Here is a 13,118-nt window from a genome sequence, read left to right as displayed (position 1 = left end):
GCATGGGTGCGGCGGCGGCCAAGCGGCTGGCGGCGGACGGCTTCAAGGTCGCCATTCTTTCGTCGTCCGGAAAAGGCGAGGCGCTGGCTGGGGAATTGGGCGGGCTGGGCGTCACCGGCTCCAACCAATCCAATGAAGATCTGCAGCGTCTCGTCGACCTGACGCTCGAACGTTTTGGCCGCATCGACGTGCTGGTCAACAGCGGCGGCCACGGGCCGCGCGCGCCGATCCTCGAAATCACCGACGAGCAATGGCACACCGGCATGGATGTCTATCTGCTGAACGTCATCCGTCCGGTGCGCATCGTGGCGCCGCAGATGGTCAAGCAGAAGGGCGGCGCCATCATCAACATCTCGACCGCCTGGGTGGTAGAGCCGAGCCCGATGTTTCCGACGTCCGCTGTGTTCCGCGCCGGGCTTGCCGCCTACACCAAGATCTTCACCAATACCTATGCCGCTGACAATGTGCGCATGAACAACGTGCTGCCCGGCTGGATCGACAGCCTGCCGGCCACAGAAGAACGCCGCGACAGTGTGCCGATGCAGCGCTATGGCACCTCGGAAGAGATCGCCGCGACCATCGCCTTCCTGGCGTCCGAAGGCGCCGGCTACATCACCGGCCAGAACATCCGGGTCGACGGCGGCATCATACGCGCTATTTGAGGGCGTCGGCCGGGAGGGGATCCCGGCATCTCACCCCAAGGAGCAAAGAATGCGGCTTTTGATACTCGGCACCGGCTGGATGGCGCAGGAACATGCGCGGCGCTTCACCGCCATCGACGGCGTCGACATTGTCGGCGCGATCGATGTCGATCCGGCACGGGTCGGCGAGTTCGCCGACAGTTTTGACATTCCCAACCGCTTTACCGCGCTGGAGGAGGCGCTGACATGGGGTGAGTTCGACGCGGTGGCCAATGTCACGCCGGACCGCATCCACCACCCGACCACCATGGCGCTGATAGCCGCCGGCAAGCCGGTGCTGTGCGAGAAGCCACTAGCCGAAAACTATGGCAAGGCGACCGAGATGGCCGACGCCGCCGAGGCCGCCGGCATCGTCAACATGGTGAACCTCACCTATCGCAATGTGGCGGCGCTGCAGAGGGCCCGCCAGATGGTGCAGGCGGGCGAGATCGGCACCGTCAGGCATGTCGAGGCGTCCTACCTGCAAAGCTGGCTGGTGTCGAAATTCTGGGGCGACTGGCGCACCGATCCGAAATGGCTGTGGCGCCTGTCACGCGGCCACGGCTCCAATGGCGTGCTTGGCGATGTCGGTATCCACATCCTCGATTTCGCCAGCTATGGCGCAGCCGTCGACATCGACCATGTCTTCTGCCGGCTGCGCGCCTTCGACAAGGCGCCCGGCAACCGCATCGGCGACTACGGGCTAGACGCCAATGACAGCTTCGCCATGACGCTGGACTTTTCCAACGGCGCCTTCGGCGTGGTGCATGCCAGCCGCTGGGCGACTGGCCATCTCAACGAGCTGCGCCTGCGCATCTATGGCGAGAATGGTGGCATTGAAGTGGTGCACAATCTGGATGGTTCGACGCTCAAGGCCTGCATCGGCGAAAACGTCGAGGACGCCATATGGGAAGAGCTCGACGCCGGCACGGTGCCGACCAACTACCAGCGTTTCACTGACGCTGTGCGAACCGGCGTGCAGGCCGAACCGTCCTTCCGCCATGCCGCCGAATTGCAGAAGGTGCTGGATCTGGCCGTCGTCTCGGACGAGAAGCGGGCGGAGCTGAGGGCGAGTGCGGAAATGCGGTGAGCTGGGCGAAGCGGCCGGCGCCAGCGGTCGAAGATAGCACTGCCGCCAACTTCGGATTGGAGGCTGCGCCAGTCAGGGGCCGGTCACGAGCGAAAAAACCAGTTTCTGCAAATTGCCGCCATTGCCGAATTCGACGCGGTCGAAATCGCGGCTTGCCAGCACCCGCGCCTTCGAGATTGCGTCGAGCCGCTTGACCACCTCGGCCCTTGTCTTGCTGCATTTGGGATCGTCGGCGACGGTCAGGCCGTTCGTCGCGGCTTGGATGTCGTGGACCATCTGGACCATGCTGGCGCCATGCACCTTCTCATGGGCGGCTACGCCGGCGATGAAAGTTTCCCAGTTCTCTTGGACGGCGGGCGACAGGGAGCCGGAGGGTTTTGGCAAGGTGTAGGTGACGATCAGCTTCGGCCGCCCGGCCGTCAGCACGCAGTCCTTGCCACTGGGCTTGTAGTCCCTTAACCCCCAGGTCAGCTTGAAATTGGTGTAGGCGATGGCGCGGGCAATGCCGAGCTTTGGCCCTTTCTCGCCGATCGAGCGGTAGAGTTCGGCGCCGGACCGGCCCGAGATCGCGTAGGGCTCGATTTTCTCGACCGGCTTCCACTCGGCACGAGCGGTGAGCGGCGAGGCAAGCAGGGCGGCAAAGGACAGACACAGGCGAACGCAGGCTCTCAATCCAACTCTCCACGAAACAGGACCGGCTGCCGCAACAAAGGCAATGCCATCGGATCGCTTTTTCCTATATGCTGCCGACGGGCGCTGCAAATGCCCTGGAGGCAGTCAATTGGGGGAGTCATGCATGAGAATTGCACATCTCATCGTCGCTGGTGCCTTGGCCGTCGTGCAGGCCGCGCAGCCGGCGTTTGCCGCGTCGTGCGGTGGCTGGAGCGCCAAGATGGAGGAAGACGAGGGCGGCAGCGTGCTGACGGCTTCGGTCTGCGGCGGGCCGAAAGGCGATGCGCATATGATGCTCACCTGTTTCGACACGCCGGTGCTGAGCTACGATCTCGGTGCCGCCGGCCAGCAGCTGGAACCTGGCATCAGCGGTTCGTTCGCGTTCAAGGCCGACGGCAAGACGGTAACGAAGACACTGCAGCTGGAGGCCATGTACAACTACTTCGTGGTCAATCTGGCGAAAGCCGATCCGCTGCTCGACCTGCTGCGCGGCAAAGGCGATGTGTCGGTCAGTTCAGCCAAATATGGCGAGATCAGCTTTCCGCTGAAGGGCTCCAGCGCGGCCATCGGCAAGGTGCTGGCGCAGTGCGGCAAGGCCGGGCCAGCGGATGGGGATTGACGGGGCTCTACAGTTCGATGCCGGCGCACCAATGAGGCGGTTCTCGTTGGCTCACCGGGCTTGCTGCCGAACCACCCCACCCAGTCGCACCGTCGCGGCCATCAACTCCTCGTCCGAAAACCCCGAAAAACCCAGCACCAGACCTTGCCGGGGCGCCCCGCCGATGAACATTGAGGACAAGGCCCTGGCGCCGACACCCGCCGCCTTCGCCGCCTCGACGATCGCGGTGTCCGGCCCGGCGTCCTTCAGCGTCGCCATCAAATGCAACCCCTGTTCGGGCACGGTTACTTCGAGGGCATCGCCGCAATGCGCCTCGAGGCCGGCGACCAGGACGTCGCGCGCGGCCTGGACGCGGCGGCGCACGCGCCGGAGATGCGCGGCGAAATGGCCTTCGTTCAACAGGTCGGTCAGCGCGCCTTCGGCCAGCGTCGAGGGGAAGCGGTCGGAGCGCGCCCTGACCGCCATCACGGCATCGAGCAGCGCTTCGGGCACCACGACATAGCCGATGCGCAGGCCGGGGAAGAGGATTTTCGAGAAGGTGCCGAGATAGGCGACACGGTCTGAACCGTCCATGCCCTGCAGCGAGGTCAGCGGCGGGCCGGCATAGCGGAACTCGCTGTCGTAGTCGTCCTCGATGATCCAGGCATCGTTGCGCCGAGCCCAGTCGAGCAAAGCGAGACGGCGGCGCATCGTCATCGTCACGCCGAGCGGATATTGATGCGAGGGCGTGACATAGGCCGCGCGCGCCTTGGAGCACAGGCTTTCGCCGATCTCGGGATCGAGCCCTTCCGTGTCGACCGGTACCCCAAAAACCCCGGCGCCGCTGCCGGCCAGCACGGCCTGCGCCATGGGATAGCAGGGGTTTTCGATCCAGACGGCATCGCCGGGGCTGAGCGCGGCGCGCACCAGAAGATCCAGCCCCTGCTGCGTGCCCGAAGTCAGCACGATCTGGCCGGCATCGCAGCGCACGCCGCGTGCGGTCCTGAGATAGGTGGCAATTGCCGTGCGCAGCGGCAGGCCGCCGCGCGGATCGCCATAGCGGAAATGCTCCGGCCCGGGGCGAGCGAGGTGGCGCGACAGAAGGATGCGAAACAAATTAAGCGTGCGCGGATCGGACACCGCCACGCCAAGGCCGCAAGGCAGCGAGGTGGCGGCATCGATCTCGGGTGGCCGTGGCTTGACCAGTGTTGTCGGCAGATGCGGCACGTCAGGCGCGACGAAGGTTCCGGCACCGATCCTGGCGACGGCGAAGCCTTCCGAGACCAGCATTTCAAAACAGGCAACCGCCGCCGAACGCGATAGGCCGAAGCGCTGTGCGAGATCCCGGGTGGTCGGCAATTTGGCCCCGGCGGCCAGCGCGCCGGTCTCGATCAGCCGCCTGAGCGCCGCATAAAGCTCGCGGCTGCGCGGGCCGTCGCCCGGGAGGACCGGGATCAGCGCCGACCAATCCGGCAAATTGGTCTGTTTTTTCTTCATCGGATTGGTTCTTTTATCAACCAATGTCATGGCGCATGGTTGGCAGACAACAACCAAGGATGCAAGCCGTGAACGACACGCCAGCCAGCTTTCCGACCACCAGCCGCAACCGCGTCAAGCGCCTGCACGAGCGCGGCAGCTACGACCATGCGGCAGTCTTCGAGGTGCTGGATGCCGGGCTGCTGTGCCATGTCGCCTATACGTTCGACGGCCAGCCCTATTGCACGCCGACCATCCACTGGCGCGAGGACGACATGCTCTACTGGCACGGCTCGTCGGCCAGCCGCATGCTGCGCAATCTGCGCGACGGCACGCCGGCGTGTCTGACGGTGTCGCATCTCGACGGGCTGGTGCTGGCGCGCTCGGGCTTCAACCATTCCGCCAATTACCGCTCGGCGATGTGTTTCGGCACGGCGCGGATCATCGATGAGCCTGATGAGAAACTGAAGGCGCTGGCCGGCGTCGTCGACCGCTTCTACCCCGGCCGGAGCGAGACTCTGCGGCCGATCTCGGTGCAGGAGGCCAAGGCGACGACGGTGATCGGCATGCGCATCGAAGAGGCATCAGCCAAAGTGCGCGCTAAGGGGGTCGCCGACGACGAGGAGGATTACGGGCATCCGGTGTGGGCCGGCGTCATCCCGGTGCGGATGGTGGTCGGCGCCGCCGAGCCGTGTCCGAGGCTGCTGCCCGGTGTGGAGCGGCCGCAGAATCTGGCTAGATATGCCGAGGGTGCGAGACTTGATGACGCGCTGACGCAGGCGCAGCTGGCGTATGAGGGCGGGGTGTAATTCGCGCCTTTCCCTTCTCCCCTCGTGGGTCCGAAGGACGGGGCGAGACCAGTGGTTCGCCCCAGGGCGGTGGCCTCGCGAAGCGGGGTCGGATGAGGGGTGTTTCAGGGAACGCCAACGCCTCACTCCGCTGGAACACCCCTCATCCGTCTCGGCGCCGACGCGCCGATCCACCTTCCCCCACAAGGGGGAAGGGAGAGGGCACCTTGCCGTTGCCGCCGCCTCGCGATATCTCGACACCATGATCACCTTCCGCCGTGCGCAGGCCTCCGACCTGCCTGATATCGTCGCGATGCTGGCCGACGATCCGCTTGGCGCCGGCCGCGAGGACGCCTCCTTGCCGCTGGCGCAAGGCTATATCGATGCTTTCAAGGCCATCGACGCCGATCCCAATCAGCTGCTGGCGGTGGCCGTGGATGGCGGCGAAGTGATCGGCACCTTGCAGATATCTTTCCTGGCCGGGCTCTCGCGCAAGGGCGCGTGGCGCGGCCAGATCGAGGCGGTTCGGGTTGCCGGCCACCGGCGCTCGGGGGGCGTCGGCAGGCTGATGATCGAATGGGCGATCGATGCGTGCCGGATGCGCGGCTGCGGCCTCGTCCAGTTGACCACCGACAGGTCGCGCGCGGACGCGCACCGCTTCTATGAGAGCCTCGGCTTCACCGGCAGCCATCTCGGCTATAAGAGAACCTTGTAGTTTCCCGCCCCCGTCCCGCCCGGCCAGCGGCTGGCGCATAGCGGACGGCTTTCAGGCCCTATTCAAAGCGCCGGCAAAGACTGATATAGGTCAGCCAAGTTGACCTATATTGCAGCGTCTGGGGAGGCGTGTCGTGACCCTTATGAATCTGTTGGCTTCGCGCTCGTCGCGCATGAAAGCGTCCGAAATCCGCGAGCTCCTGAAGCTGCTCGACCAGCCGGACATCATTTCGTTCGCCGGTGGTATTCCCGATCCGGCGCTGTTCCCGGCCGAGGCGATCCGTGACGCCTATGCTTCGGTGCTGGGCGGCGCGGAGGCGGGTGCGGTGCTGCAGTACCAGGTCTCGGAAGGCTACCTGCCGTTGCGGCGCTGGCTCGCCGGGCAGATGGGCAAGCTCGGCGTCGCCTGTGACGAGGCCAATATCTTCATCACCTCCGGCTCGCAGCAGGCGCTGGACTATCTCGGCAAACTGTTCCTGTCGCCGGGCGATACCGCGCTGGTGACGTGGCCGACTTATCTCGGCGCGCTGCAGGCTTTCAACGCCTATGAGCCTCGCTACGACCGGCTGACCCCGGCCGGCGGCAACATGACGCCCGATGCCTATCGCGCGGCAGCGGCAGCAAATGGCGGCAAGGCCAAATTCGCCTATCTGGTGCCGGATTTCGCCAACCCGACCGGCAACACGCTGAACCGTGAGCAGCGCGAAGCGGTGCTCGACCTTGCCGGCGAACTCGACATCGCCGTCATCGAGGATGCCGCCTATCGCGCGCTGCGCTATGACGGCGACGGCGTGCCGCCGATCCTGGCGCTCGACTGCATCAGGTCCGGCGGCATCGACAAGGCGCGCACGCTCTATTGCGGCTCGTTCTCGAAGATACTGTCGCCGGGCATGCGCGTCGGCTGGGTTTGCGCCCCGCGCCACATCGTCGAGAAACTGGTGCTGATGAAGCAGGCCTCGGACCTGCACAGCCCGTCGATCAACCAGGTGGTGATGCATCGTGTCGCCGAAGCCGTCTTCGACGGCCAGGTGGAAAAACTTATCGGCGCCTATCGCGAGCGCCGCGACGGGCTGCTCTCGGCACTGGAATCCAATATGCCGGAAGGCGTGACCTGGAGCCGCCCGGAAGGCGGCATGTTCGTCTGGGTAACGTTGCCGGAAGGGGCCGACGCCACCGAGCTTCTGGCGCGGTCGGTGAAAGAAGGGCGGGTGGCCTTCGTGCCGGGCAGCGCCTTTTATGCCGACGGCACCGGGCGCAACACGCTGCGGCTGTCCTTCACGCTCGCCGACCGGCGCGCGGTGAGCGAAGGCATTCCAAGGCTAGCCGCCATCCTAAAGGGATAGGCCGGCTCCGGAGGCCGGCTTTTCCTCCGGCATCACAGTCACCAGCCGCTCAAGCTTTGAAAGCCTGGTGCGAGCAAGCTTGCGGACCGGCTTTTCGAAACCTGCTTCGCCGTTTTCGACGACGAAGACCAACGTCATGAAATCGAGCATGAACTCATCGATGGCTGCCGCGACCTCGCGCGACCTGCCCTTAACCGGCGCAGCAGAGCGGTTGCTTCCTCGATATCGTCGACACCGGCGCTATCGACCAGCGCTTCGAGCCTCTGAAAACAGTCCAATCGCAATTCCTCCCACCGGGGCACCCAACCCGGTTGTGAGCGGAAAGTTCCAAACTGTGAGTGCTCTCGCGAAGAAATCGCCTCCACCGCTTCCGCGGTTTCGACGGGCCATCGGCAATTTTTTGTTCGGGTGGAACCTCCGCGGCCAACGAAGGTTCTTACCAGGTCTGATCCCCCCTCAGACCCCTGAAGGCTAGACATGCTTTCCAAAGGCCCGCCGGCTCCCCTCCCGGCGGGCTTTTTGTTTGCTGGATAGAACAAGTATCCGCATTGACGACGCCCTGTCCGAACCTAAATTCGAACCTCACGAGGAGGCATCTTTATGGAAACCCAGGAATTGCATCGCGGCCGGCTCATCGACCACATCCAACTGGTGGTCAGGGATCTCCCGGCCAGCCGGCGTTTCTACGAGGCGGTCCTGCAGGCGATCGATGTTCCGATCGGTGGGATCGGCGACGATTTTTTCTGGGCCGACGAGCTGTTTGTCTCCACTGCCGACAGCCGGGCCGCACAGGGAAAACTCACCGGTCGCCATCACCTGGCTTTCCAGGCAAGGGACCACGCCATGGTCGACGCCTTCTACAAGGCCGGACTGGCGGCTGGCGGCACGGACAATGGCGCGCCGGGCGAACGGCCCTATCATCCCGGCTATTACGCCGCCTTCCTGCTCGATCCCGACGGCAACAACATCGAGGCCGTCCATCACGGTCCGCATAGTCGCAGCGCCGCTTCGGTGAAGATCACCTTCTAAGCTGCCGATATTCAGCCGGCCGGATCGCGGGCGCATGCGATGCCTGAGAGAAGTTGCCTTGCGTTGCCAGATTGGTGGCCCCGATGCTAACCGTGCAAATGGCGGGCGGGAATCGGTATGGAAGCAACGCGCGCTGCAAATCCTCAATAAAACTCCCCTTACCCCTTGGAGATACATTTTTTATGCAAAACCCAACAAGGGCGATCTGTGCCGCCACGCTTTTATTTGCGATCGGGGCCGTGGGCCTCACAAGTATATCACCTTTTGCTTATGTTTCATCGGCGCAGGCGCAGGAGGAATATCTTCCGACCCAGAAGGATTTTGTCGGCAAATGGAAACTCAACGGCGGAGCCATCCGGCCGCCGCGCGATATGAAGGATGCGCCGACGCCGGAACAAGAAGCGGCCGCCAACGAGTTCCAGCAGACAGTGACCGCGTTTTACGGCGCGTTCGACTATCTGGAGATCACGGCGGACGGCCGCTACAATTTTCATCAGCCGGGTGATCCGACGTCGGGGCCTTGCGTCTGGTGCGGAACCTGGTCCTTCAGCAACAGTTCGGCGTGGCTCAAGCTGGAGACGGCGCCAAGGCTGGATATCTACGCCAAGGACGGCGACATGCAGATGACCTACACTGTCGAACCCGACGAAAAATCGAAATATGCTTGGCTGGTTTTCGGCTGGACGAAGGCCGAGTAGGCGGCGGCGCACGGCTCGCCACACCTAAACGGGCCTAAGCGGCTTTTCATCCATCTCGTATCCTCGTATACGAGATGGAGCCAGCCGCCCGAGGAAGTCCGCATGAGCCCATTGCCTGAAACCGTGCCGTTTTTCAGCCAGTGGGAGACGCCCGACCTGACGCTGGACGTGCTCGCCGACGGCGCGGATGTTGCGCTCAGGCGCGATCCGCTGTGGCGGCGATCCGGGGCGGACCCTCGATGAGTATGCGGCCTGGGCGGCCAACATCTGCGGCATGGCGTGCCTGAAGATGATCCTCGCCAGCCGCGGCGAGATCGTGCCGACGATCGAGCTTGCCAAGCGCTGCACCTTATATGGCGGCTATGTCGTCAACGGGGGATCGATCAAGGGGCTGATCTACGCGCCCTTCGTCAGCTTCGTGAAAGAGGTTTTTGGACTCCGGGCCGAGGTGGTGACCAATGTCGCGACGGCGGAGATTCCGGCGATCATGCAGCGGACGCGCTTCTTCATCGCGTCGGTCAGCAGTTCGATCCGCTGGCCCGAGCGCGAGCCGCCCTCGAAGGGCGGTCATCTGGTGCTGGTCACGGCGGCATCCAACCAGGGTTTCCTCTTCCACAACCCGTCCGGCCATGACCCCGCCACACAGGCAGACGCAGTGTTGGCGCCGGCCGATTTCGACCGCTTCTTCGCCAATCGCGGCATTGCCGTCGCCATGTGATTTTTTTGACAGTCGAGGGATTTCGATGACCGGCAAGACAAGAGTGGCCATCCTCTATGGCGGGCGTTCGGCCGAGCATGACGTGTCGCGCCTTTCGGCCGCCAATGTGCTGAAGGCGATCGACCGGACGCGCTACGACATCGTGCCGATCGCCATTTCCAAAAGCGGCAGATGGCTGCTGCAACAACTCGATCGCGCCGCGGCGATCGGCGATGACGGGGCAGGGGCGCCGGCATCCGAAGACGGCCCGGAGGTTGCATTGTTGCCTGGCGGCAAGGGCCGGCTGGTCGCTGTGGCTCGGGATGGTACGCAGCCTGACCTGCCTCCCATCGACGTCGTGTTCCCGGTGCTGCACGGGCCGTTCGGCGAGGACGGCTCGGTGCAGGGCTATGCCGAGGTCGCCGATGTCGCCTATGTCGGCTGCGGCATTCTCGCCTCGGCCGCCGCCATGGACAAGGTTGTCGCCAAGCGGCTGATGCGCGAGGCGGGATTGGCGGTTGCCCGCTCCGCCACCGTGCATCGAAATGGCAAGCATTCCTTCCAGGAGATTGCCGGGATGCTCGGCCTGCCGTTCTTCGCCAAGCCGGCGCGCCAGGGCTCGTCCTTCGGGGTCAGCAAGGTGAATGACAGGGATGGCTTCGAGCAGGCCATCGACACGGCTTTCCGCTACGACGGCAAAGTGTTGATCGAGGAATTCGTCGAGGGGCGCGAGATCGAGTTCTCGGTGCTGGAGCGCGCCGACGGGTCGCTGACGGTGTCGCTGCCCGGCGAGATCATTCCGGCCGGCAAGCACGGCTTCTACACCTATGAGGCCAAATATCTCGATGCCGACGGCGCGCTGGTCAAGGTGCCCGCCGATGTCCCGGCCACTGTGGCCGACAAAGCGAGGGAGATGGCGCGTCAGGCTTTTCAGGCGCTCGGCTGCGAAGCCATGGCGCGCGTCGATTTCTTCCTGCGCGCCGATGGCCGCCTGCTCGTCAACGAGGTCAACACCATTCCCGGATTCACCGACATCTCGATGTACGCCAAGGCGCTGGCCGCCTCAGGCATCGGCTACAGCCAGACCATCGACGTGCTGATCGAGCACGCGCTGGCCAGGCATGCGGCGCGCTGATCCGATCGGTCGAGAGCGGCCGACGCGGGCCGGATCATTGCCCGTTGAGCGAGGCGTATTTCATCGTTGGCTAAAGTTGCACGTCCGCTCTATATGCCCGATCATGGCATTTGGCAGGGGAGGCATCACGTGGCCAATCGTCGAAACGGCACGGCGTCTCCGGCTGATGGGCTAGGGGACGCCCTTTCAGCGGCCGCGCCCCATCCGCGAACCTCTTTGCCCAATATGGCGGCCATCGTCACGACGGTGGCCGCACTGTATTTCGGGCGCGAGGTTTTCCTGCCGATCGCGATCGCGCTGCTGCTGACCTTCGCACTGGCGCCGCTTGTCTCAGCTCTTAAAAAGATAGGCATTCCCCGGATTGCCGCCGTCATTGCCAGCGTGCTCGGCGCTTTCGCGGCCCTTGGCCTGTTCTCCTTCATCGTCGCTACGCAGGTCAGCGAACTGGCGCAGAACATCCCAGTCTACCAGACCAACATCCTGACCAAGATCCGCTCGCTCAAGGAAACCGGGGTCGGGGGCGGGATCCTTGCCAGACTGAGCAAGGTGGTCGAGCGGGTCGGCCAGGAGATCGACCGGCAGGACCCCTCGCTGCCGGCTGCCACCCCGGAAAAGCCGCCGCGCGAGCCGGTGCCGGTCGAGATCGTCGCGCGCGAAAGGCCGCTCCAGGTCCTGCAGAACATCGTCGGTCCGCTGATCAGCCCGCTTGGGTCGGCCGGACTGATCATCGTCGTCGTCATCTTCATGCTGCTCGAGCGGGAGGATCTGCGCGACCGCTTCATCCGGCTTGTCGGCTACGGCGACCTCCACCGCACCACCGAGGCGCTTCAGGATGCCGCCAAGCGGGTGGGCCGCTATCTCTTGATGCAATTGGTCGTCAACATCGTCTACGCCGTACCGATTGCGATCGGGCTCTGGGCCCTCGGTATTCCCAATGCGCTGCTGTGGGGGCTGCTGGCGCTGGCGCTGCGTTTCGTTCCCTATATCGGCCCGATCATAGGCATGCTTTTGCCGCTGTTCCTGGCGCTGGCCGTTGCGCCGGGCTGGTCGCTCGTGCTGTGGACCGCCGCCCTGTTCGTAGTGATGGAGCTGATCACCGGCAATATCATCGAACCCTGGCTCTACGGTTCGCGGACAGGACTGTCGCCGCTGGCGATCATCGTCGCGGCGATTTTCTGGACGTGGCTCTGGGGGCCGCTCGGGCTGATCCTGTCGACACCGCTCACCGTCTGCCTGGTGGTGCTGGGCAGACACGTGCCGCAGTTTGAATTCCTCGACGTGCTGTTCGGCAACGAGCCCGTGCTCGAACCCCATGCGCGCCTGTACCAGCGGCTGCTGGCCGGCGATCCGGAAGAAGCCACCGATCATGCGGAGGAGATGCTGGAGGAGAAATATCTGGTCGAATTCTACGACAAGGTTGCCATTCCGGCGCTTTTGCTGGGCGAACAGGACCGTGTGCGCGGCGTCATGGGCGATTTGCAAAGGCGGCAGGTGGCGGCCAGTGCCCTGGTGCTGGTGGCCAATCTCGACGACAGCGCGCAGGAGGAGGCAGGCGAGGAGGAGGCGCCGCCCGTGGCCGCAGAGGCGAGCGACGATGGCGATCCCAGCGGGGAGGACGAGACCGAACTGCCCGATGGCACGGATATATCCGTGCTTTGCGCCGGCGGGCGTGGCGAGCTCGACGACGCCGCCGCCGCTATGCTGGCGCAGGTGCTGGAGGTGCAGGGCGCGACGGTATCGAAAGCCGGCTTTGCCGATATGGAGCCCGCCAGCATTCGCCGCCTTGAGCTCGAAACCGTCGACACCGTCGTGGTCGGATTCCTGAACCGGGATTCCGTCAAGCACGCCCGCTTCCTGGTTCGCCGGCTGAAGCGCGCCAAGGCCGCACTTCGGGTGGGAATCGTGTTCTGGTCGGAGGCCGCTGCTGAGGACAAGGAGACGGCCGACAAACTGGCCCGTGACTTGAACGCGGATTTCGTGGCGCATGGCATGGTCGACGCCGTGCTGGGCGCGCTCTCAAACGAGCCGCCGGTCGCTCTCAAGCTCGTCGCCAAACGGCGCATGCGGCGACAGCGGGCCGCGTCCAAGAAGGTCACGGCGGCAGCGGCGGATTAGGCCCTGCCTTTGCCTTCTTCGGCAATGTCGGGGTCGACAAGCCAGGCACGAACTGCGGAAAATAGTTCACACCGATGTCGATT

13 protein-coding genes and 1 pseudogene are annotated in these 13,118 nt (G+C 64.4%); 11 read left to right on the top strand and 3 right to left on the bottom strand.

Annotated elements, in window-relative coordinates:
* Nucleotides 1-2: 2 nt before the first annotated feature.
* Together EOB59_RS24430 and EOB59_RS24425 are read left to right on the top strand one after the other, a co-directional pair.
* Nucleotides 3-662 carry an SDR family oxidoreductase gene (locus EOB59_RS24430; RefSeq protein WP_164895736.1) on the top strand — a complete coding sequence of 220 codons (660 nt, stop codon included), beginning with the start codon at nucleotides 3-5 and terminating at the stop codon, nucleotides 660-662.
* 49 nt (nucleotides 663-711) lie between these two features.
* Nucleotides 712-1,770 carry a Gfo/Idh/MocA family oxidoreductase gene (locus tag EOB59_RS24425; protein WP_128289421.1) on the top strand — a complete coding sequence of 353 codons (1,059 nt, stop codon included), beginning with the start codon at nucleotides 712-714 and terminating at the stop codon, nucleotides 1,768-1,770.
* A gap of 72 nt (nucleotides 1,771-1,842) precedes the next feature.
* Here EOB59_RS24425 and EOB59_RS24420 read toward each other — a convergent pair whose 3' ends face one another.
* The gene (locus tag EOB59_RS24420) at nucleotides 1,843-2,442 is read right to left on the bottom strand and encodes a DUF922 domain-containing Zn-dependent protease (protein WP_128289420.1); all 600 of its coding nucleotides are present in this window, start codon (nucleotides 2,440-2,442) and stop codon (nucleotides 1,843-1,845) included.
* Nucleotides 2,443-2,566: 124 nt separating this feature from the next.
* Here EOB59_RS24420 and EOB59_RS24415 point away from each other — a divergent pair, with 124 nt between their 5' ends.
* The gene (locus EOB59_RS24415; RefSeq protein ID WP_245481703.1) at nucleotides 2,567-3,061 is read left to right on the top strand and encodes a hypothetical protein; all 495 of its coding nucleotides are present in this window, start codon (nucleotides 2,567-2,569) and stop codon (nucleotides 3,059-3,061) included.
* Nucleotides 3,062-3,112: 51 nt separating this feature from the next.
* Here EOB59_RS24415 and EOB59_RS24410 read toward each other — a convergent pair whose 3' ends face one another.
* Complete coding sequence (locus tag EOB59_RS24410) at nucleotides 3,113-4,537, bottom strand: PLP-dependent aminotransferase family protein (RefSeq protein ID WP_128289419.1); 1,425 nt, start codon at nucleotides 4,535-4,537, stop codon at nucleotides 3,113-3,115.
* Between the two features lie 35 nt (nucleotides 4,538-4,572).
* On the opposite strand from EOB59_RS24410, the gene EOB59_RS24405 reads away from it, so the two are divergent.
* The 3 genes from EOB59_RS24405 (at nucleotide 4,573) to EOB59_RS24395 (ending at nucleotide 7,361) form a co-directional block, all read left to right on the top strand.
* Nucleotides 4,573-5,325: a pyridoxamine 5'-phosphate oxidase family protein gene (locus tag EOB59_RS24405; RefSeq protein ID WP_164895734.1), complete on the top strand. Its 753-nt coding sequence runs from the start codon at nucleotides 4,573-4,575 to the stop codon at nucleotides 5,323-5,325.
* A gap of 241 nt (nucleotides 5,326-5,566) precedes the next feature.
* Nucleotides 5,567-6,019: a GNAT family N-acetyltransferase gene (locus EOB59_RS24400; RefSeq protein ID WP_128289417.1), complete on the top strand. Its 453-nt coding sequence runs from the start codon at nucleotides 5,567-5,569 to the stop codon at nucleotides 6,017-6,019.
* A 142-nt stretch (nucleotides 6,020-6,161) separates the two neighbouring features.
* Nucleotides 6,162-7,361 (top strand): PLP-dependent aminotransferase family protein, encoded by a 1,200-nt coding sequence (locus EOB59_RS24395; protein ID WP_174800357.1) that lies wholly within the window; start codon nucleotides 6,162-6,164, stop codon nucleotides 7,359-7,361.
* Here the strand turns inward: EOB59_RS24395 and EOB59_RS36635 are convergent.
* On the bottom strand, nucleotides 7,350-7,511 hold the full coding sequence (locus tag EOB59_RS36635) for a hypothetical protein (protein ID WP_245486729.1): 162 nt from the start codon (nucleotides 7,509-7,511) through the stop codon (nucleotides 7,350-7,352). The two genes, EOB59_RS24395 and EOB59_RS36635, sit on opposite strands and share 12 nt — an antisense overlap.
* A 450-nt stretch (nucleotides 7,512-7,961) precedes the next feature.
* On the opposite strand from EOB59_RS36635, the gene EOB59_RS24385 reads away from it, so the two are divergent.
* From EOB59_RS24385 to EOB59_RS24365, 5 genes and pseudogenes are all read left to right on the top strand, one after another.
* A complete protein-coding gene (locus EOB59_RS24385) occupies nucleotides 7,962-8,390 on the top strand; it encodes a VOC family protein (RefSeq protein ID WP_127809852.1) in 429 nt (142 codons plus the stop codon).
* A gap of 182 nt (nucleotides 8,391-8,572) precedes the next feature.
* Nucleotides 8,573-9,088: a hypothetical protein gene (locus EOB59_RS24380; protein ID WP_127319408.1), complete on the top strand. Its 516-nt coding sequence runs from the start codon at nucleotides 8,573-8,575 to the stop codon at nucleotides 9,086-9,088.
* Nucleotides 9,089-9,190: 102 nt separating this feature from the next.
* A pseudogene (locus EOB59_RS24375) lies at nucleotides 9,191-9,806 on the top strand (C39 family peptidase).
* A 25-nt stretch (nucleotides 9,807-9,831) separates the two neighbouring features.
* Nucleotides 9,832-10,920 (top strand): D-alanine--D-alanine ligase family protein, encoded by a 1,089-nt coding sequence (locus EOB59_RS24370; RefSeq protein ID WP_128289416.1) that lies wholly within the window; start codon nucleotides 9,832-9,834, stop codon nucleotides 10,918-10,920.
* A 225-nt stretch (nucleotides 10,921-11,145) separates the two neighbouring features.
* A complete protein-coding gene (locus tag EOB59_RS24365) occupies nucleotides 11,146-13,035 on the top strand; it encodes an AI-2E family transporter (RefSeq protein ID WP_348639534.1) in 1,890 nt (629 codons plus the stop codon).
* Nucleotides 13,036-13,118: the final 83 nt, after the last annotated feature.

Source organism: Mesorhizobium sp. M7A.F.Ca.MR.176.00.0.0 (assembly GCF_004023165.1).
In the GTDB taxonomy this organism is placed as follows: Bacteria; Pseudomonadota; Alphaproteobacteria; order Rhizobiales; family Rhizobiaceae; genus Mesorhizobium.
The sequence above is the reverse complement of the archived record's forward strand: the minus strand, read 5'-3'. Positions and strand labels throughout refer to the sequence as shown.